This is a genomic window from Acinetobacter towneri, assembly GCF_001758345.1.
GTDB lineage: Bacteria > Pseudomonadota > Gammaproteobacteria > Pseudomonadales > Moraxellaceae > Acinetobacter > Acinetobacter towneri_A.
In genome coordinates this window covers 45,763-66,741 of sequence record NZ_MKQS01000049.1, presented here as the reverse complement: position 1 = coordinate 66,741, position 20,979 = coordinate 45,763, and the positions used below count along the sequence as shown (strand labels likewise).

Below are 20,979 nucleotides of genomic sequence, written 5' to 3'. Positions count from 1 at the left end.
GCCAAAAGGTCTGAAATAAGGACTGCTTCATGTTCTGCTCGCCTCGGCATGAACTTTATTAGGATGAAAACGAATCTGCTGCAAGCTTGATGAGTTTAGCCTGCTGCAACATACAACGTATTTTAAAGCTTTAAATGGTTTAAATGGCTTAGAACAAGAACGCCATACCTAAACCTGCATGGTAACTTTTATCTGCACCGTCTAAATCTACACCGACACTGGCATCCAGCTGAGTGCGGTCATTCAGTGCGTAAATCACACCTGAAGTTAAGCCATATTCATTATCCTGACTTTCAGCTTTACGATAGACCAATTCTGAAAAACCTGACCATTGATCGTTTAAACGGTATTGAATATTGGGAATCGCTGTAATCGCCCAATCGCTATTTTGCACATCATAACGCATGTTGATGCCTGTTTTTAACAGCTCGCTGTATTGATAGTTGACTGCCGTAGCCAAGCTATAAATATCATCTTCTTCGCTAAAGCCATCATTGCCTGTAGCAATTAGCGCTTRCAGCAACACAGCCATAGAAAGTTTGTCGTCATTTAAGTCAATGGCTTGTTTCAAACCAATGCTGACATCGCCTAAACCATCCTCTTCAACCGATTGACCTGCGGTTTTGCTTTTGCTCCATGCAGGACCTTGCCAGCCCAATTGCAACTCTAAATCTTGTGCCAAACCTGTACGTAACAGCATGTCAGCATTAAGGCGAGTGGTTTTAACTTTTTCACCCAAAGCATCGTTGCTTTCCTGATAACTTGCACTTGGCAAAGCCTGTTCCCAAGCCAATTTCCCTACAGGTGTAATACCCGTACTGATTCCTGCACCAGGACGATCAAATTCAAAATCTGCCGCGCTCACCTGCATGCTGATGCCTGCCGCCACGATCAAACTAACTGTTTTTAATGCTGACATATTATTATCTCTGCTCTTAGGCCAATTCTTTGCTCATTTTTGCGCCATAACGACGCAACAATTCTAAAGTCTGTTGTTCTTCTGGCAAAGCATCCGACCAATGAATTTCGTCAAAATCACAATCAAACAATAAATCACTAATTGAAGATAGAATAGTTAAACCATCTTCATCTTTGCTGTTCGGATCGACTTTTTCATCCAATAAACGCTGTACAGCAGGAACACACGCTGCAGAAGCCGCATCCCATAACGGGCCATAAATTTCTTCGGCATCCCATAAATGCAAATTCACTTTAGCTTGAATCAGTGCATCTAAGATATCAAGATGCACTTGTAAATCTTGCTGTTTTTGCTGCTCTGTGAGTGGTTGACCCGCTTCGTATGCTTCACAGACTTTTTCCCACCATTGAAATAAACCATCTGACCAAACTGAAATCACAGGGCCTTTTTCGGCATCCATAAAGTTAGGGTCTAAACCGTCTGCCAATAGGCGTTGCACTTGGGCAAGGTCTAATTCTTCTATTGCTTGCACCAAGACTTGTTGTTGCGCAGTTAACATGCAGAGAGCTCTCTTATTCAATGTTTAATTTAGAACTATTATGCCCAATAAAGCGACATTTGTATGAGATAAATGTCAGGAAATGGTGAATTTAGTGCATTGGCTGCATGCAAACACAAAAAAGCCCCGCAAAATTTGCGAGGCTCTTGGAATCTGTCTGATCCTTATTCGTCGTCGCCACCAACATCTGTATCTACAAATTCTGGGCGAGCACCACGAGGATTCTCATTTTTCTCAAACGCATGTTCTAGGCTGCGTTTTAAACGGTCAATCGCACCGTGAATGGCTGTATCAATATTATGACCACGATGATTCACAACCACTGGTTTTAAACCTGCTGGACGTGCTTCAATCATACAACGAATGTCGTCATCACCGCCTTTTTCACCATTTTCATCACTAAAATGCACTGAAAAATGGGTAATACGCTCACTGTGGCGTTGGAATTCATTATTCAGTTCTTCACGAACGTAACTAATTAATCGATCACTGTTTTGAATGTTTTTATCGGTACGGATTTCAATGTTCATGATTTCATCCTCTTGCGTTCGTTATTTCTGAATCTTGTTGTGCCAAAATCTTACACATAATTTTATATATATGTTTTGGCGTGTTTATAATGTGCTGTTTTTACAGCATAAAGTACATCTTCAACTTAGTTTGGAATCACTTCCTCCTACGTGAATGATGAACACTTTTAATTCTGCAGAACCGTGTCCCTATACCTTGAATATCGGGCCTATCTGAAAAATATGCAAGCAATATTTATAGAAAAGCAGCAAAAGAATAACCCTTTTATCACCAATTCAGCTTAGATGCTCAATAAGCGATCAATTTGGATAGCACTACGTTTTTCAATCTATTGCCAATGAGAAACTTGATGCTTTTAAAGGGTTTAGTCACACCTGCAATATTCACCTTTACATTTTGACCATTGGTTTTAAATCGTTTAAAAAACACTCAACCCAAAAACTGATAAAAAACACCCAAAAATGACCCGTCAATAATCGAATTTTGCTTTATTTTTGCTAAAGGATCTGTATCCTTGAAACGCTTTTATTGGGGTCTATTTTTATGAAACTTACACATATTGCTGCGCTGTGCGCAATCTCCACTGCTGCAACTTTTACGCAAGCTGCACCGATTTGGCAAGATTTTAGCGTGACAGGTTTATACGGTGAAAATTACAAATCACCTTTTTTAACTGGCGATCAAGAGATTGAACAAAGCACTGTAACTTTTGAATACGCTGCTGGTTTTAAATATGGTGATTTTTTTGCCTTTGCTGACCGTTCAAACAATGATGTAGATGGCAATGACACTTACTTTGAAGTATCACCACGCTTAAGCTTAGGCGCTGTTTCTGGTCAAAAACTTGCCTTTGGTCCAATTAAAGATGTTTTAATTGCAACCACTTGGGAAGGTGGCGAAGGCTTTAACAATTACCTATACGGTATTGGTTTTGATCTTGAGCTTCCATATTTCAAATATGCGCAATTGAACTTCTACAAAGCAGATAATGATAAAGATATCTCTCAAGATGATTATCAAATGACGTTTGCTTACGGTCTTCCATTTAAAGTCGGTGCTGAAGACTTTTTAGTAGATGGTTTCCTTGATTGGTCTACTGCAGAAGATGACCACGCTAGCGAACTCAACTGGACTACACAATATAAATGGAATGCAGGCAAACACATTTCGCCAAATACACGTTTATATGTCGGTATCGAACACTCTGTTTGGAACAACAAATACGGTAATAAATCAGGCATCAATCAAAACGATGTCAGCGCATTGGTCAAATACCACTTCTAAGCCAGCCTCATCGCTATTCAAAAAAGCAAGACTTCAGTCTTGCTTTTTTATTGGTCGTTAAAATAATTTTCAATCGTTATACATTGCTCACCACCACACAAGCCATTTGTACTTGGTGCAAAACTCCGCTACATTGAGTTAAATTTCAAATAAAAAGCACTGTGAACCCCCACATGCAAAAAACCGATTTCATTATTCTGATGTTTTGTGCGATTGCTGCAATTTTGCATGGCATGAGCGGTTTTGGTTTTCCTATGCTCAGCACGGCTGCGGTGGCGATGTTGTATCCACTCAGTACCGCAGTTGCCTTAGTCCTTATTCCCTGTTTACTGTTAAATCTATTCATGCTGCGGGGCGATACACAGCAATCTTTATTGAGCAGTTTATATGGCTACTGCAAAAAATATTGGGGCTTAATTCTCAGTGCGCTGATTGGCAGCTATTTGGGCGTCAGTTTGCTGCTGATTCTAAATGAAGGCTATTTAAAATTTGCGATGGGTTTACTAATTCTGCTTTACGTGGCCGATCAATTTCGACAGCATCCTTTGCAAATTTCTGCCTCACTGAAAAATATGCTGATTTTTGGTTTTCTAGCAGGTGTGATTGGTGGTGCAACGAATGCCATGGCACCATTTCTGATGATGTATTTGCTCAGCACCCAACACAGCAAAACTGATATTGTAGTGATTAGTAACTTAAATTTTATTATTTCCAAACTCATTCAACTGGCAGTTTTATTTCCTGTCATTCAACAATTTAATCACATACAATTACAAGTTTTAGCCCTAATTTGCCTAATTTCTGTGGCAATGGTTTATGTGGGCAGTCAGATTCGTAAAAATATTTCTCAGGCTGTATTTAAGCAGATTGTATTTACTTTACTGGGTCTTATGGCTATTTACGCAATTGCTCAAGGATTATCCATCATTTTAAAACAGCCTGCATTGATGGTATAAATCATTAAAATGTACATAACAAATGGAAAATTATTTAGATTTTTTTGGCTTAAATAAATTTTTAAACCTATAATTAAAGCTAGCTTAAAAGACAGTCTATTCAGACTGCTTCGGTCGTTTGCATCGACCAATCTTCCCTCTTTTCTTTTAATTCCTTTTTGACGGAGTGAACTTCTATGGAAAATAACCATATAGAAGTGCCAGCCAATATTAAGCGAAAAGAACTGATCAAGACCTGGGTGATTGTTGCAATTGCAGCCCTGCTCTCTTTCGGTTTATACAATGTCTTGCCTTATGACGAAAATGCAAATAAGGGTCTAAGTCTGTTGCTTTTTATTGGTATTTTATGGCTCACCGAAGCTGTACATATTACCATTACCGCGCTTTTGGTGCCAGTGCTTGCCGTAATTTTGGGCATGCCTGTAGAAAATGCCAGCAAAGTGCTTGAGCCAATTAGCACCAGCAAGGCATTGGCAACTTTTGCCGATCCTGTTATTTTCCTGTTCTTTGGTGGTTTTGCTTTAGCGACTGCACTGCACATTCAGAAACTGGATCGTAAAATTGCAATGTGGATTATTTCCATGTCGGGCGGTCACTTGGGGATTTCGGTTTTATCTATTTTTGCGGTCACTGCTGCGTTGTCAATGTGGATTTCCAACACAGCCACCGCGGCAATGATGCTACCGTTAGCACTGGGTTTATTGTCACACCTTGATGCCACCAAAGAGCGTAAAACCTTCGTTTTCATTTTATTGGGGATTGCCTACTCTGCCAGTTTAGGTGGTTTGGGTACTTTGGTCGGTTCGCCGCCAAACGCTATTGCAGCCAAAGCATTAGACTATGACTTTGCTGACTGGATGAAAATTGGTTTACCAATGATGCTGATTTTACTACCAGCGATGTTGGTCAGCTTATATTTGGTATTGCGTCCAAATTTAAACCAGAAAATTCATTTTGAAACTGAAGTCATTCCTTGGACCAAAACCCGTATTGCAACGATGATTTTATTCGCATGTACTGCCGTGGCGTGGATTTTTGGTAAAAAACTTAGCGATACCTTTGGTATTAGCCAACCCGATACATGGACTGCATTAGCTGCTGCATGTTTGGTGGTCATGCTAGGTACTGCATCATGGCGGCAAGTGGCTGAAAATACCGATTGGGGCGTGTTATTACTGTTTGGTGGTGGTTTAACCCTCAGTGCAATCTTAAAAGATTCAGGTGCATCTTTGGTATTGGGTCAAACCCTTGCCAATACCTTTGGGGATACCTCTCCATTGGTGGTGATTTTTGCGGTGACCATCTTCATTATTTTCTTAACTGAATTTACCAGTAATACGGCGTCTGCTGCATTATTGGTCCCTGTATTTGCTGCAATTGCAGACCAAATGGGTATTCCAAAAGAAATTTTAGTGGTGATTATTGGTATTGGGGCATCGTGTGCCTTTATGCTTCCTGTGGCAACACCACCAAATGCGATTGTATTTGGTACTGGTCAAATTAAACAAACTGAAATGATGAGTGTGGGCATGGTCTTGAACGTCATGTGCGTATTTATTATTTCATTATTCGTATATTGGTTCTTTAGTTAAGGATCAATAAAAAAATGGAGCACAAGATGCTCCATTTTTTTCACCTTAATTTTAGAATATTTTAATCATCAAATAATTACCTAAATAAATTCGCTATACTCAGGACTTAATAATTTAGACACGATGAGGAGGGTTAAATGGCTAAGTTTTTGAATACGAGCGCGACCAATTTTTTCTTAGAAGAACTTATAAAAAATGCCAAAGAAAGTTAATTTTAATTAGCCCATATTTACGTTTAAATGACCGTATTAAAGAGTTACTTGAAGATAAAGATCGACTCAAAATTGATATTCGAATCGTTTATGGAAAAAGTGATTTACATCCTGATGAAATAAAATGGATGCAAAAACTTGATTTTGTTCGGCTCAGTTTTTGTAAAAACTTACATGCTAAATGCTATCTCAATGAATCTGAATGTATTATTTCTAGTCTAAATCTTTATGAATTTAGCCAAATTAATAATAACGAAATGGGCATTTTGATTCGCAAATATGAAGATCAAGATGTCTTTAAAGATGCTTATGAAGAAGCACAACGTATTATTCGTATTAGTGATGAAGTTAGAATTAGTTTAGATGAAGTGAAAGCCGAACCAACAAATGAATCTGTTGAAGAAACCAATGACAATAATGTTGGTAAATTAACATCATCTAAACTTGCAGCAAAACATAAAATGAAAACCAATGAATTGTTGGCTCATTTTACCGAAAAAGGCTTCTTAAATATCAATGATGCTGGAAAGCACATACTCACTCAACAAGGCAAAGACGTAGGTGCAGAATTTAAAACCATTCAATATGGTGGATATTTTTTATGGCCTGAAAATATTGAATTATAAAATACCAATCAAAATCACACTAAAAAGCATCCATTACTTTTTTGAAATAATGGATGCTTTTTCCAAACTAAATCAGCTAAACCGCCAAATCGGCTAAATTACCTTTCTGCTCTAACCATACTTTACGGTCTGCAGAACGCTTTTTGGCCAGCAATTTATCTAATAAACCTGCAGTAAAATGACTGTCATCTAAATCAAGTTGCACCAAACGGCGTGTATTTGGATCCATCGTGGTTTCGCGTAGTTGACTGGCATTCATTTCACCCAAACCTTTAAATCGGGTAATTTGCGGATTTTTGGTTTTGGCTTTTTTAAGCGTATTTTCCAACTCATCTTCATCTAGCGCATAATGCACATCTTTACCGTCATCAATACGGAATAATGGCGGCATGGCGACGTATAAATGCCCATCTTCCACCAAGCTTGGGAAATGTTTCACGAATAAAGCACACAGCAAGGTAGCAATGTGTAAACCATCTGAGTCGGCATCGGCCAAAATACAAACCTTGCCGTAACGTAATTCAGACAAGTCATCACTGCCTGGGTCAACCCCAATTGCAATTGCAATATCGTGTACTTCCTGTGAAGCCAAAACCTCGTCCGAAGATACTTCCCACGTATTTAAAATTTTTCCGCGAATTGGCATGATCGCCTGAAAGTTTTTATCGCGCGCTTGTTTGGCAGACCCCCCTGCAGAATCACCTTCTACAATAAATAGTTCCGATTCTTCACGGGTTTGCCCCACGCAGTCGGCCAGTTTACCTGGTAAGGCTGGGCCTGAAACAATTTTTTTACGTTCTACTTTTTTCGCCGCTTTTAAACGACGACCTGCTTTGGAAATAGCCATTTCCGCCAGTTGCATGGCAATGTCAGAGTTTTGGTTCAACCACAAGGCAAAGGCATCTTTGGCGATATTCAGCATAATACTTGCTGCTTCACGGCTCGATAAACGCTCTTTGGTTTGCCCTGAAAACTGCGGCTCTTGGAACTTTAACGATAAAATGTAGTTGACCCCATCCCAGACATCTTCGGCAGACAGTTTTAAATTGCGCGGCAATAAATTCCGTAATTCACAAAACTCGCGTAAAGCATCCGTCACACCAGAACGTAAACCATTGACATGCGTACCGCCTTGCGCAGTCGGAATCAAGTTGACATAACTTTCCTGAATTTGCTCGCCGCCTTCTACATTCCAGCAAATTGCAAATTCTGCACTAGCACGTTCTGCCTCACCTGTCGCCACAAAAGCAGGAGCAGGTACAATCTCACGATCTTCCAGCTCATCCATCAAATAGTCGACTAGACCATTTTCAAACTGCCAGACAATTTCTTCATCGTTAATTTCATCAATGTAATGAATTTCTAAACCAGCAGCCAGTACCGCTTTGGCTTTTAAATTGTGTTTTAAGGCTTTAAGCGCAAATTTAGGTGAATCGAAATATTTAGCTTCAGGCCAGAAATGTACCAACGTACCCGAAGCACGTTTTGGCGCTTTGCCTTCCAAGACTTCTAAAGGTGCAGCGGCTTCGCCCTGATCAAAAGCCATTTTATACAGGTTGCCCTGACGCTGTACGGTCACTTCAACCCGACTGGACAAGGCATTCACTACAGAAATACCGACCCCGTGCAAACCACCCGAAAATTGGTAGTTGTCGGTGCTGAACTTACCGCCTGCATGTAGCTTGGTCAGAATAATTTCAATCCCGCTTTGCCCGTATTCTGGGTGAATATCGACAGGCATACCACGGCCATTGTCTTCTACCGACAAAGAGCCATCTTTATAGACTTTTACGGTAATTTTATTGGCATGCCCTGCAAGTGCTTCATCCACCGCATTATCAATAACTTCTTGCGCCAAATGGTTTGGACGTGTGGTGTCGGTATACATGCCCGGACGACGACGTACTGGATCTAAACCAGATAAAACTTCAAGAGATTGAGCGGTATATTGAGACACGTTGTACTGTTTCCTTAAGCTAGGGAATCCGATAAAAATTGCAGTAAAATCGGAATTTTGTCTGCAAAATCATCCATGGCATGATTGCCGTGCGCTTCAGTCATGATCATGGCCGAAGGTGAGCCAGCACTATAATAACGCTGCGCTTCACGATAATCCAAAACTTCATCGCCTTGTTGCAATAACACCAATATTTTGTCTGCATCTTGCGCAACTGGCAACGCAATGTCTGCTAAGTCATCCAATTGCGCTGTAGTTAAGCTCCAGTTCGGATGTACCACGTATGGCAACACATCGCCAAACAAGTCCTGAAACAATTGCCATGGTCGCATAGCAGGGTTAATCACAACAGCAGGTACATGATGCTGTGCGACCAGTTGTGTCGCATAAAAGCCGCCTAGACTGCTCCCTACCAACGCCACGTTGGTCAAACTTTGAATCAATCCCGAAACGTTTGCTAAGACCTGTAAAGGCGGGGCATTTAAATCGGGCAAATGCATCTGAATATCAGGACAATACTGTTGCACATAGGCATACAATAGCTGCCCTTTCATGGACAAGGGACTGCTTTGAAAACCATGTAAGTAAATTAAATTCATGCGTGACATTTCTGAGCAACACCATTCATTTTTTGGCTGATACAGTACTTATTTTGCGTTTTTAATTTAATTTTCATGGAAAAATGCAATTGTTAGACAAAAAGATGCGAACATCTTGGCAGTCATCGGTATTTTACAAGTAGTTCAAGATGAACACGATAAAATAAAAGTATCGGGTTTGGTGACAATTCAGCTAAAAATTTGCAATCTTGTAAATTCATGAAATGCCAGCAGACCCTTGAGTTTATACCGCGAACCCAAGTAAAAATAAAGCGTTCGGTATATGGGAACATAAGGGGCAACACAGTATGCCAAGTTTAACACCGCTCCATGAAACCTATTGTAGATGGGACCGTACACCTCCAAGTCAGGCCGATGTACTAGAAGGCTTGGCGCAGTTGGTCAGCACGCGCCTGAATGCCGTGATGAGCGAAGTGATTCAAACTATTCAGCGTGAAGTTTTGCTCAGCGTATTTGGCATGAGCGAACAACGCTCTCAAAAGTTTCAAAAAACTGCGACTTTTCAAAAGTTGTATAAGTTTACATTCCACAGCTTACAACAATACGGCTATCACTTTATTGCGCCTGGTTTACGTAAAATTATTGCGCAATTTCCCAACTTACATGACAAGGCACTTACACCAAGCCTACATTTTTTAGTGGGTGTACTGAATGGCATACTGGGAGATTATCTACTCGAACAGCAAAATCCGCTCGCCTTACCCATGGTGCTCTATGACCATTATGGCGAAGTCCAACAAGGCGATTTGTCTGGGCGTGTGGTAATTTTTGTGCACGGTTTATGCCGTAATCACCTCGATTGGACTACACATCAATTTGGTGGTTTTGGTGAAAAATTACTGGCACAACGTGACCATAACACCATGCTATATCTAAATTACAATACAGGACGTCGCATTTCTGCCAATGGTCGCAGTCTCGCCAATACCTTAGATGATTTAATTCAGCGCCATCCTAAAATTACCAGTATTGATTTAATTGGGCACAGCATGGGCGGTTTGGTATCGCGCAGTGCGCTGTTTTACGGTAAGCAAAATTTACAGCACTGGATTCACTTGGTCGAAAATCTGGTTTGTTTGGGCTCACCACATCACGGGGCAGTTTTAGAGCGTTTTGGTTTCCATTTACAGGAAAAATTAGGTCGCTTCCCCATTGTGAAAATTGTCGGGCATTYGGTCAATATTCGCAGCAACGGCATTTTAGATTTGCGCTATGGCAGTGTGCGAGATGATGACTGGGAACACAATCAGGCACGAATTGGGCAGATAGATGACAACCGCAAACCTGCGCCTTTGCCGACCCATATTAATGCTTATTTCGTAGCAGGCAGCATTGAGTTTGAGAAAAAGCAGAACCTGACCCGCAAAGTCATTGGCGATTATTTGGTCAGTATAAAAAGTGCTTTGGGGGAACATCCTAACCCACGTTTTCAATTAAAACTGCCTGAATCGCACAAAGCTGTGTTCTATGGTCTGAACCACTTTCAGTTACAATATCATCCAAGTGTGGCAGAGCAATTGGTGAAATGGTTTTATCCTGCACACGAAGAAGTACCAGAGCGGCAAATTCATGAATTTATTGGAGATTGGTCAAGTTTAGAAGGCATTGCGCTCACCTAACACAGTCCAAGCAGTTCAAAATACCCTATAACACAATCATTTTAGATGGATTTTAACAGAGCTAAAATACATAAAAAAATGCGCCATCGCAATTTTATGGATGACGCATTTTTATCAATTCAGTGGGTAGGCTGCCGGAATTTATTTTTTCTTCACTTTGCCAAATGTAGTCGATGCCACAAACGGATAGTTACGCAACAATTGCCATAAACTGATGAGCGCCAACACGCTAAAGAACAGCAAAGACCACACGGGTAAAGACTGCCCCAAGAACGTCCAGTCAATCACAGCACATTCACCTGAACCCGACAGCACTTGTTGCAATACGGCTTTCATAGGTAAGGCATCTACCAAATAATCCAGTCCTGGACCGCAGCTTGGCACTTGATCTGGCGGAAGATTTTGCAGCCACACATGTCGTGCTGCCACACCMACTGACCACAAAATTCCAATACTGCCAAGCAGCGCATAAATACGCTTAACTACGTTAGATTTAGGATTATGCACAAAAGCAATCAGTGAAACCAAGCCCAATGCAATTAAACCCACGCGCTGAAAAACGCACAGTGGACACGGCGCTAAACCTTGCACATGCTCTAAATACAATGCAAATGTCATCCCGATGACACTGGCTAAAAATAAAACACCACTTAGCAGACGATAACTCAATTGCATGTTTAAATCTCTGAGCTGTTATCTATATTGTGCGACATAGTCTGCAAAACTCAGACCCTGTGCTTGTTCAAGTTGTTTTTGTTGCTGAATAGATTGCACTGCAATTTCATCAAAATATGTTTGTGTTTCAGGACGCAATAGATGTTGCTCATAGGCATGTGCATGTTGCTGGGCCATATAACTGCCAAAGCCCCAGGTACCGCCATGTTGAATAGTATCGGCAATCATGTGTGCCGACAGGGTTTCATCGTCTTCATGCAAACGTGCCATCATGCGCTCTAAAGCTTGAGAATATAGCTGCGTCGCATAACATTGATCAAGTAAAGCAGCCAAAGGTTGCATCGCGGTGACATACTGCTTTCCCCAAGCTTCAATTGGGGTTTTAACATCGCCCTCTTGAATTTGCGCATTTGGCGCACGCCCACGATTGACCACTTCAGCCTGATTTTTTTCGATAATGCTTTGTTCTGCATCTAACAAGGCAGGGCTGTCTTGCAATAAACAATACAATGCCAAGACTTCCAAAAAGCCTGCTGTATCTTCATCTATCCCAATTGGGCTGTACGGATTGACATCTACCGCACGCAATTCGACATAACCAATACCACGATTGGCAAGTGCTTGAGATGGGGTTTCACCTTCTTGTGGTACTTGTTTTGGGCGCACCAAACTGTAGTACTCATTTTCAATTTGCAGCACATGGTCATTAATTTGAATTGGTTCACCCGTGGCATCATCTAAACCTAAGCGGCTAAATGGCAAGTACGGGGTTTTTACAGCTTTTTGTAAACCATCCAAATAACCTGTTAAGTCATTGTAATGAATACCAAGTTTTTTCTGTGCTGAGTTTTGATAGCCAAAGTTACCCATACGCAGCGCAGTCGCATACGGCAAATACAACGTGCCTCGTAACAACGGCAATAAATGATGCTCGCGCCCTGTCATAAAACACTGACAGACCGATGGACTCGCACCGAGCAGGAACATTACCAATGGCGTTAAACGAATAAAATTACGAATTAAACCCAAATAACGATGACTACGATAATCTTGCAAACTCAGTGCTTTGAGCTGCTCATCGCTTTCATGTTGTTGCAAGGCGGCAAATAAATGTTCAGGGAAGGATAAATTATAATGCACCCCTGAAATGGTCTGCATACGGCGACCATAGCGCACGCCCAAACCACGACGATACAAGGTTTTAAAACGCCCGATATTGGAGCTGCCATATTGCGCCAGTGGGATATTATCATCGGTTTCATCGAGCATACACGGCATCGACAGCGGCCAAAGCTTTTCACCTTCGCCCAAGTGTTGATGCACCACGCTATGAATATCACGCAAATAATCCAGCGCGTGTTGAATGCTGCTTTGCGGTGGAGTAATGAACTCCATCAGTGCTTCAGAATAGTCTGTGGTAATGTGTGGATGTGTGAGTGCCGAACCTAAGGCTTGAGGATGTGCTTGCTGCGACAAGAAGCCATCGCTTTGCATACGCAGACTTTCGCGTTCAATCCCGCGCAACATCCCTTGAAGCAACGCAGCGTCTACCCATGTTGGTAGAACATCTTGCGCATTTGGTTCGGGTTCACTCATTACACTCTCGCTTAATCCAATACACTACAAATACGACACAAACCACAGGCTGATTTTGGGTCGGTGGCAATTTTCTCAATCATACACATGATCTGAGATGAAATTGCTACCGTTCAAGTATAACTTGATTTGGCATCAGCACATGCGCTTGGGCTGTTTTTTTCTAACAAAATGATGATTTTGAGGCATGCTGACATTTTATAAAGTGGTCAACATCAATAAATTTTAATTTGGCAATTTTTATCACAAAGTTGCACTATAAGACATGCTCAATTTGTGATTTTATAATCAAAAGAACAGAGGTAAATAATAAAGCGTATGAATTATCAAGATTTTTTAAATTTTTGGTTTTCTCCTGTTGCAGAACCGAACTGGTTTGTCAAAAGCGCAGAATTTGATGCCCTGCTCGCAGAAAAATTTACCGATGTATTGCAACAAGCGGCTCAAGGAGAATTATGGACATGGCGCGAAACACCTGCAGGTCGTTTGGCTGAAATCATTGTTATAGATCAATTGTCACGTAATTTATACCGCAATGACCCGCGTGCTTTTGCCCAAGATGGAATGGCCTTGGTATTGGCACAGGAAATGATTCACTTAAAATTAGATCAGGACTTAAACCTAACTCAACGCCGTTTTTTATATATGCCGTTTATGCACAGTGAATCCAAACATATTCACGAAGTCGCATTGACGTTGTTTGAAAGTTTGAATGACCCTACCGTGTTGGACTATGAACTGAAACATAAAGTAATTATTGACCGTTTTGGACGTTATCCACATCGAAATCAGGTGTTAGGACGCCCATCTAGCGCAGAAGAACTTGAGTTTTTAACCCAACCCAATAGCAGTTTTTAACTGGCAAGTTTGTCTTGGCTGGTTGATGTGTACAGGAGCTTTCACATGAAATATTTCCTACTCGGTCTTGCCCTTGCCAGCAGTTTGCTGTTTACAGGCTGTGCCACGACACCCTCTAAACCGCTCAGCTTTGAACAGTTGGGGCAATTCAGCACCACACCACTAAATGTGCAGACCTATCGGATTAGTTTTTTAGCGGGTCATAACATGAGTTTTGGCACTGCAGAAGAAATTACTTTGGTGAAAGCAGCACAAACCACGCTGCAACACGGTTTTCGCTTTTTTAAAGTTTTAGATGATCCGAGTAACCGTAGCCAGAAACCACCTAGACAAGCCGTGGTTTACCCTGCACCAAGTTACTATCCTTATAGCTATTCGCCGTATGGATATTATCATCGTCGTGCACCATTCTGGCCTGACCCATTCTATGATATGCCGCAAGTGGTGACCCTCGATCCGACTCAAGTGTCTTACACCATTCAGTGTTTTAAAGATCAAAAATCTGCACCGGAAGATGCTTTTGATGCGAGCCTGATTTTACAATCACTGGGGGCAAAATATGGTTTAAGTGCAACAGGACAACCATTACCCCCACCAACCTCTGCCCCTGCCGCGCCCTAATGAAATAAGGATGCCTGCATGAATACAGCGTCTGACCACACTTTAGCGAGCAGCTCGCAGCGTACTTCTCCGAGTCTGCAACGCAGTAAACGCTTTGCCACCATTGCTTTAGTGATTGCCGTGGTGGCATGGCTAGCATTAATGCTGACTGCAAAATTACTGCCAGAATACACTTGGTTAATTCACATACTCATGCTGTCTGCCGAAGCAGGTGTGGTGGGTGGTCTAGCAGACTGGTATGCGATTACGGTGCTGTTTCGCAATCCTTTTGGCAAAATGCCAATTCCTAAATTCTTACGTGATCACACCGAAATTATTCCACGCAACAAAGACCGTATTGCCGAGTCTATGGGCCGTTTTGTGCAGGAAAACTTTTTATCGCCACACGTTGTACAAAAAAGCCTGCACAGCACTGACTTATCTTTAGCCGTGGGCAAATGGCTGGCCAATCCACAAAATAATGCGCAAGTGACCCAAGTCATTCAGCAGACTGTACCGAAAATTTTTGAATTTGTCGGGCAAGAACAAATTGGCCGCTTTATTCAAAGCAATAGTGTGCAATGGGTTCGCAACACGCAGGTCAACCTCTTGGCCAGTGAAATGCTGCGTGCAGTTTTGGAAAATGACTTCCATCAGGATGTGCTGCAACGCGGTTTAGACCTTGCCCATGACTGGATGCTGAAACATCCTGAAAAAAGCCGTGAATTGACCGGTCAATTATTTAAAGAACTTGGCGTGTGGAAACTGGCCAAAGGTGCGAGCTGGATTGGAATTGATGTGCAGCAACGCACTATAGATTCTTTACTGCAACGGGTCGAATCCATGCTGGCAGACCCTGAACATCCTTGGCGACAAAAAATTGAAGAGGCTGGGCAACAACTCATGTTACAACTGGCAGATAACAACAGCAGTGCCAGTCTGCGCCTAAATGATACTAAAAATGCTCTGTTAGACAGTCCACAAGTTTTGAATTTTATCAGTGGTGCCGTGGTCATTCTATGTAATGCGATTAAGGAAGATTTACAAAAACCTGATTCAGGAATTGCGCAAAATCTGCGTGTTGCCCTTCAGCAAGTCGGTGAAAATATTATTGCAAATACCGCAGTACGTCAGTTACTGAATGAAAAAATGAGTACGATTGCGGTGAATTTGTCTGATCAATATAGTGAAAAAGTGATTCGTTTTATTAGTGAGCGTATTCACGAATGGGACTCGCGCGAAATGATTGGTAAAATTGAAAACGAAGTCGGTGGTGATTTACACATGATTCGGGTCAATGGTGTGGTCGTAGGTGCATTTATTGGTCTAGGATTGGGGGTTATTCGGGCATTGGTGGAGTGGATTTAAGATGCAAGTTATGACAGTTATGCGCCCTGTGTAAAATTATTGGGTGCAAAAGCCATTCATATTCCGCTACAGGCTCCACATTTTCAGGTGGACTGGAATAGGGTCAAAGATGCCATTCATTCAAAAACCCGCATGATCATCATCAACACGCCACATAATCCCACAGGTACAGTATGGTCAGCGCAAGATTGGCAGCATTTAATTGATGTCATTCAGGAACATAATATTGTGGTGCTGTCCGATGAAGTCTATGAACATTTAGTCTTTGATACGCATCAACATCGCTCTGCGCTGTCTTTTCCTGAGCTTAGGGAACGTAGTTTTGTCGTGGGCTCGTTTGGTAAAACTTTTCATGTCACAGGCTGGAAAACAGGCTACTGTGCGGCTGCACCTGCCTTAATGCAGCTCTTTCGCCAAGCCTATCAATTTATTAATTTCTGCGGGGTTAGCCCTGTGCAAGTAGCTCTGGCGAATTATATGCAGCAGCATCCTGAACATATTGCAGAATTGGCAAAGTTTTATCAGGACAAACGTGATTTGTTTAATCAAGGGATTGCCAATTCACGTTTTCAATTCAGCCCTGCTCAAGGCACTTATTTTCAAAATTTAGATTACAGCAATATCCGCCCTGACTTAAATGCCGTAGATATGTGTCATTTTCTAGCCGAGCAGTACGGCATTGTCGGTATTCCTGTGTCTGCATTTTATCAAACCCCACCCTATGATTTACGTTTAATCCGCTTCTGCTTTGCTAAAAAAACTGAAACCCTGTTGCGTGCAGGTGAAATTTTATCGGCAATTTAAGTAGTGAAGCTCTACTGAAATGTCACTGAGTTACTGAAAAGCTAAGGCTTTTTATGACTCAATCATGCTAGGGTGAAATTTCAAACAACCGCATATTGAAGCGCAGGATTTGGCATGGCAAGACCTCAGGCACTGGTCGATCACCCTCAGCTTTGGAAAACCTTTTTGGTATTTCTATTGCCACTGATTGCCACCAATATTTTGCAAAATCTTTCGGGCACCATTAACACAATTTTTGTCGGGCAAATGCTGGGTGTGGAAGCGATTGCTGCAGTGTCGGTATTTTTTCCCATTATTTTTTGCCTAATGGCCTTTGTGATTGGGCTTTCGGCAGGCTCGACCGTGTTGGTTGGACAAGCATGGGGCGCACAAAATGTCGAAAAAGTGCGCTGTATTGTCGGCTCGACTTTATTTATGACCCTGATCGTCGGCAGTTTGATTGCCTGTTTAGGGGTAATTTTTGCCAAACAAATTTTAATCTTATTGGGCACAGACCCTAAAGTGATGCATCTATCCCTGCCGTATGTGCAATGGATGTTAGCAGGCAGCCCACTGCTGTTTGTGTATATTATTTATACCTCTATTTTGCGTGGAGTGGGCGATAGCCTTACGCCACTCATTGCCCTAAGTCTGACCAGTTTAATGGGCTTAGTGATTACCCCCATCCTGATTGCAGGTTATTTTGGCTTTCCTCGCTTGGGCATTATTGCCCCTGCCATTGCCACCATTCTGGGCTATTTGGCTGTTTTAATTTTTTTGGTGATTTACCTGAATAAAAAGAACCATCCCCTCAAAATGGATAGGCATCTGCTACGTCAAATTCGGCATCAACCCAATCTAAGCAAGGTGATTTTACGCTTAGGCATTCCTACAGGCTTACAAATGGTCACCACCTCTATGGCGGGTTTGGTGATTGTCGGTTTGGTTAATCGACATGGTGCTGAGGCCACTGCCGCCTATGGTGCAGTTAATCAGGTGTTGAACTATATTCAATTTCCTGCTCTATCCATTGCCATAGCTGCTTCAATTTTTGCAGCACAAGCCATTGGTGCAGGCAAAGCCGAATTACTGGCCAAAGTCACCCGTACTGCCTTGGGCATGAATCTGCTAATTACAGGTATTTTAGTCACTTTGGGTTATTTATTTTCTAAATATCTGATGGCGCTGTTTATTACCGATCCTGCAGTGGTGGTACTGGGTCAGCAACTCTTATTTATTGTGCTATGGGCCATTTTATTTTTTGGTGCCAGTGCAATTTTTGCCTCTATTATGCGCGCCAGTGGCACGGTCAATGTGCCAATGATCATCAATATTTTAGCGATTGTTTTAATTGAAGTGCCATGTGCTTATTTCTTCAGTCAGTGGTGGGGCTTGCAAGGAATTTGGTATGCCTACGCTTTGGCATTTGTGAGCCTGTGCATCGGTCAAGGTGCGTATTATCAATTTGTCTGGAAGAAAAAAGCCATTCAGGTTTTGGTCTGAATGGTCTTATATTTCTAAGTTAAATTAACCGCGTTTCTTGCCAAACTTAGTCGCCCATGCGGTTACTTTCTGATAACCCGTTGGAACAATACGCTGGATTAAATCCAAAGTTTTAGCATCATTACCAATCAATAAGCGGCGTTTGTCTTTTTGTACTGCCTCTAAAATTTGGCGTGCAGCTTCTTCAGGCGGGCAACGCAATAATTTATTAAACGCACGTGCCGATTTTTCAGGATTCATGCCCAAAGTGCGTATGCTGTCGTTCATTTTGGCGTTGTTGGCAATATTGGTGCGAATCCCACCTGGATGCACGCTCAACGCGCTCACCCCACAATTTTCCAAATCTAATTCCTGACGCAAGGATTCAGTAAAACCGCGCACCGCAAACTTGGTCGCATTATAAGCCGACTGCGTGGGTTGTGCGGTTAAACCAAATAAACTAGAAATGTTAATGATATGACCATCCCCAGTTTGTTTGATGAAAGGCAAAAATTCTTTGGTGCCGTACACCACCCCCCAGAAATTTATACCAACAATCCACTCCAATTCTTTGTAACTTGCACCTTCTACGGTAGAACCCAATGCCACGCCTGCATTATTAAAAATCATATTGACCGAGCCGTGGTCTCGCACAGTTTCAGCTGCCCATTCACGCATTTGTTCTAATTGAGAAACATCCACTTTTTTAATGGTCACGCGCACATTACTGTCTTTGAGTAAATCTACTGTTTGCGACAGACCTTGTTCATTCACATCACTGAGCGATAAATGACAGCCTTGCTTCGCCAATAGAACAGCCAGTTGCTGCCCAATACCCGAGCCTGCGCCTGTAATTGCGGCAACTTTATTTTTAAAATTTTTCATGTGGTTTCCTTGAGTATATGGCGTGCACTGTTCAGACCCGCTTGTTGTTTTGTAGAGCGGTGCGATGCGCTAAGGTTTAAATATAATTTTGACAATAAGTATTGTCAATATAGGCCAGTACGAATATCGCAAATGAATCTGAAATCATAGGTTTAACAGATAATTATTGCTAATATAAAGCCTGCTTACGGTTCGTATTTGGCTTAACTGAACAGGACAGAACGACTGCCCATGACTGCACAAACAGAAAAAACCACCCCGAAACCACAAAAAGAACGTCAGTTTAAAGGCTTATCTTTAACTGAGCGCAAACAGGTACGTCGTGAGAAATTGATTGAGGCAGGTATTCAAGCCTATGGGACGCATGGCTTTTTTGCCGTGACCGTAAAAGATATTTGTACCGAAGCTAAACTGACCGAACGCTATTTCTACGAATCCTTTAAAAAAAGTGAAGAACTGTTTCAGACCATTTTTTTAAAACTGATTGATGAATTACAGCAAAATGTCATGCAAGCCATTATGCAAGCTTCGGCGGATCCAAAAAAAATGATTGATGCTGGACTAACGGCTTTATTGACTACGCTAAAAAATAACCCGCAAATGGCACGTATTATTTATATTGATGCCATGCTGGTGCAAGAACTGCATAACCAAGCCACTATTCACGAAACCATGTCACGTTTTGACCGCATGATTCAGGCCTTTGTCATGCTGATGATGCCGCATTTAGACCGCCCCAATCGAGAGATTTCACTGGTGGCGACAGGCTTAAATGGGTATGTCACCCAAATTGCGATTCGCTGGGTCATAAGCGATTTCAAACAATCTATGGAAGATGTCTTGTCTTCTTGCCGTATTGTATTTTTATCGTTATTACAGACCTTTTCGGAAAAAGAGCAAACTTTTATGAAAGATTCTTCGACCTTGTCATCACATTGAAAAAACAGTCATAATATTTTTCAAATCATTATTTTACTTTTACTGAATCTGTTCAGTTTTTTCATCAAATCGACATTAGTTTGTCACAAATTATTGCAAAAACAGCCCGTTTAACCCTTTCTGCAATGATACTGTCATAATTAATCTTTGTAATAAGCCTGTCATAAATAAAACGGCCCACCGTTAACATCTATAGGATATTGCGTTGTGAAAGATGACTACATTTTAATCGTCGATGACGAACTTCCAATTCGGGAGATGATCCATACCTCTTTAGATATGGCAGGCTTTCAGTGCTTACAAGCAGAAGATGCAAAACAAGCTCATCAGATGATTGTCGATCAACGTCCAGCGCTTATCTTGCTTGATTGGATGATGCCAGGCGGTGTCAGCGGTGTAGACTTGTGTCGTCGCCTAAAACGCGATGACAACCTTGCCGAAATTCCTGTGATTATGCTCACTGCACGTGGTGAAGAAGATCACAAAGTTCAAGGTTTAGATGCAGGCGCGGACGACTACATGACCAAGCCATTCTCAACTCGTGAACTGGTGTCGCGAATTAAAGCCGTCTTGCGTCGTGCCAATGCCTTAAGCGGTGAAAAAACCATTGATGCCAACGGTTTAATTTTAGACCCAGTTAGCCAGCGTGTCAGTTTTGGCGACAATATTTTAGAAATGGGCCCAACCGAATATCGCTTATTGGCATTCTTTATGACGCACCCAGAGCGCGCTTACACCCGTGCGCAATTGCTTGACCAAGTCTGGGGCGGCAATGTATATATTGAAGACCGAACTATTGATGTGCATATTCGTCGTTTACGTAAAGTCTTAGAGCCGTATGGTGTAGACCGTTTTGTGCAAACGGTACGTGGTACAGGTTATCGCTTCTCGACACGTGCGGATGTTGCTTTAGGCTAA

Annotated in this window: 18 protein-coding genes and 2 pseudogenes; 12 read left to right on the top strand and 8 right to left on the bottom strand. The window is 41.9% G+C overall.

The window, feature by feature from the left end; genetic code table 11:
- Positions 1-148 precede the first annotated feature (148 nt).
- The 3 genes from BJN41_RS13650 to BJN41_RS13640 all read right to left on the bottom strand — a co-directional run bounded on the left by BJN41_RS13650 (position 149) and on the right by BJN41_RS13640 (position 2,008).
- On the bottom strand, positions 149-919 hold the full coding sequence (locus BJN41_RS13650; RefSeq protein WP_070155836.1) for a transporter: 771 nt from the start codon (positions 917-919) through the stop codon (positions 149-151).
- Between the two features lie 16 nt (positions 920-935).
- Positions 936-1,478, bottom strand: coding sequence for an ankyrin repeat domain-containing protein (locus BJN41_RS13645; RefSeq protein ID WP_070155834.1), 543 nt, complete (start codon positions 1,476-1,478; stop codon positions 936-938).
- Between the two features lie 164 nt (positions 1,479-1,642).
- Positions 1,643-2,008, bottom strand: coding sequence for an HPF/RaiA family ribosome-associated protein (locus tag BJN41_RS13640; protein ID WP_004974190.1), 366 nt, complete (start codon positions 2,006-2,008; stop codon positions 1,643-1,645).
- Positions 2,009-2,552: 544 nt separating this feature from the next.
- Here BJN41_RS13640 and BJN41_RS13635 point away from each other — a divergent pair.
- The 4 genes and pseudogenes from BJN41_RS13635 to BJN41_RS13620 all read left to right on the top strand — a co-directional run bounded on the left by BJN41_RS13635 (position 2,553) and on the right by BJN41_RS13620 (position 6,679).
- Entirely contained in the window at positions 2,553-3,293 is a 741-nt protein-coding gene (locus BJN41_RS13635; protein WP_070155832.1) for an outer membrane protein OmpK, read from the top strand.
- 173 nt (positions 3,294-3,466) lie between these two features.
- Positions 3,467-4,249 (top strand): sulfite exporter TauE/SafE family protein, encoded by a 783-nt coding sequence (locus tag BJN41_RS13630; RefSeq protein ID WP_070155831.1) that lies wholly within the window; start codon positions 3,467-3,469, stop codon positions 4,247-4,249.
- 176 nt (positions 4,250-4,425) lie between these two features.
- Positions 4,426-5,841 (top strand): SLC13 family permease, encoded by a 1,416-nt coding sequence (locus BJN41_RS13625; RefSeq protein WP_070155829.1) that lies wholly within the window; start codon positions 4,426-4,428, stop codon positions 5,839-5,841.
- Between the two features lie 137 nt (positions 5,842-5,978).
- Positions 5,979-6,679: pseudogene (locus tag BJN41_RS13620) on the top strand (phospholipase D family protein).
- A 76-nt stretch (positions 6,680-6,755) separates the two neighbouring features.
- Here the strand turns inward: BJN41_RS13620 and parE are convergent.
- Positions 6,756-8,636 (bottom strand): DNA topoisomerase IV subunit B, encoded by a 1,881-nt coding sequence (gene parE, locus BJN41_RS13615; RefSeq protein ID WP_070155827.1) that lies wholly within the window; start codon positions 8,634-8,636, stop codon positions 6,756-6,758.
- A gap of 14 nt (positions 8,637-8,650) precedes the next feature.
- Positions 8,651-9,235, bottom strand: a complete 585-nt coding sequence (locus tag BJN41_RS13610) for a YqiA/YcfP family alpha/beta fold hydrolase (RefSeq protein WP_070155926.1) — start codon at positions 9,233-9,235, stop codon at positions 8,651-8,653.
- A gap of 308 nt (positions 9,236-9,543) precedes the next feature.
- Here BJN41_RS13610 and BJN41_RS13605 point away from each other — a divergent pair, with 308 nt between their 5' ends.
- Positions 9,544-10,875, top strand: a complete 1,332-nt coding sequence (locus BJN41_RS13605; protein WP_070155825.1) for an alpha/beta fold hydrolase — start codon at positions 9,544-9,546, stop codon at positions 10,873-10,875.
- Positions 10,876-11,016: 141 nt separating this feature from the next.
- Here the strand turns inward: BJN41_RS13605 and BJN41_RS13600 are convergent, their stop codons facing one another.
- Positions 11,017-11,550 carry a disulfide bond formation protein B gene (locus BJN41_RS13600; RefSeq protein ID WP_070155823.1) on the bottom strand — a complete coding sequence of 178 codons (534 nt, stop codon included), beginning with the start codon at positions 11,548-11,550 and terminating at the stop codon, positions 11,017-11,019.
- Between the two features lie 18 nt (positions 11,551-11,568).
- Positions 11,569-13,146, bottom strand: a complete 1,578-nt coding sequence (gene gshA, locus BJN41_RS13595) for a glutamate--cysteine ligase (RefSeq protein WP_019838084.1) — start codon at positions 13,144-13,146, stop codon at positions 11,569-11,571.
- A 318-nt stretch (positions 13,147-13,464) separates the two neighbouring features.
- Here gshA and BJN41_RS13590 point away from each other — a divergent pair, with 318 nt between their 5' ends.
- The 5 genes and pseudogenes from BJN41_RS13590 (at position 13,465) to BJN41_RS13570 (ending at position 18,258) form a co-directional block, all read left to right on the top strand.
- Positions 13,465-14,004 (top strand): DUF924 family protein, encoded by a 540-nt coding sequence (locus BJN41_RS13590; RefSeq protein WP_070155821.1) that lies wholly within the window; start codon positions 13,465-13,467, stop codon positions 14,002-14,004.
- A gap of 45 nt (positions 14,005-14,049) precedes the next feature.
- Positions 14,050-14,625, top strand: a complete 576-nt coding sequence (locus BJN41_RS13585; RefSeq protein WP_070155819.1) for a CC0125/CC1285 family lipoprotein — start codon at positions 14,050-14,052, stop codon at positions 14,623-14,625.
- An 18-nt stretch (positions 14,626-14,643) separates the two neighbouring features.
- Positions 14,644-15,972, top strand: coding sequence for a DUF445 domain-containing protein (locus BJN41_RS13580; RefSeq protein ID WP_070155817.1), 1,329 nt, complete (start codon positions 14,644-14,646; stop codon positions 15,970-15,972).
- Positions 15,973-16,776 (top strand): annotated as a pseudogene (locus BJN41_RS13575) (aminotransferase class I/II-fold pyridoxal phosphate-dependent enzyme); the annotation flags it as partial. It abuts the gene before it with no gap.
- A gap of 114 nt (positions 16,777-16,890) precedes the next feature.
- Positions 16,891-18,258 (top strand): MATE family efflux transporter, encoded by a 1,368-nt coding sequence (locus BJN41_RS13570; protein ID WP_070155813.1) that lies wholly within the window; start codon positions 16,891-16,893, stop codon positions 18,256-18,258.
- Between the two features lie 24 nt (positions 18,259-18,282).
- Here BJN41_RS13570 and BJN41_RS13565 read toward each other — a convergent pair whose 3' ends face one another.
- Positions 18,283-19,122, bottom strand: a complete 840-nt coding sequence (locus tag BJN41_RS13565; protein ID WP_070155812.1) for an SDR family NAD(P)-dependent oxidoreductase — start codon at positions 19,120-19,122, stop codon at positions 18,283-18,285.
- A 231-nt stretch (positions 19,123-19,353) separates the two neighbouring features.
- On the opposite strand from BJN41_RS13565, the gene BJN41_RS13560 reads away from it, so the two are divergent.
- Both BJN41_RS13560 and phoB read left to right on the top strand, forming a co-directional pair.
- Positions 19,354-20,061 (top strand): TetR/AcrR family transcriptional regulator, encoded by a 708-nt coding sequence (locus BJN41_RS13560; RefSeq protein WP_070155811.1) that lies wholly within the window; start codon positions 19,354-19,356, stop codon positions 20,059-20,061.
- Positions 20,062-20,268: 207 nt separating this feature from the next.
- Entirely contained in the window at positions 20,269-20,979 is a 711-nt protein-coding gene (gene phoB, locus BJN41_RS13555; RefSeq protein ID WP_004974162.1) for a phosphate regulon transcriptional regulator PhoB, read from the top strand.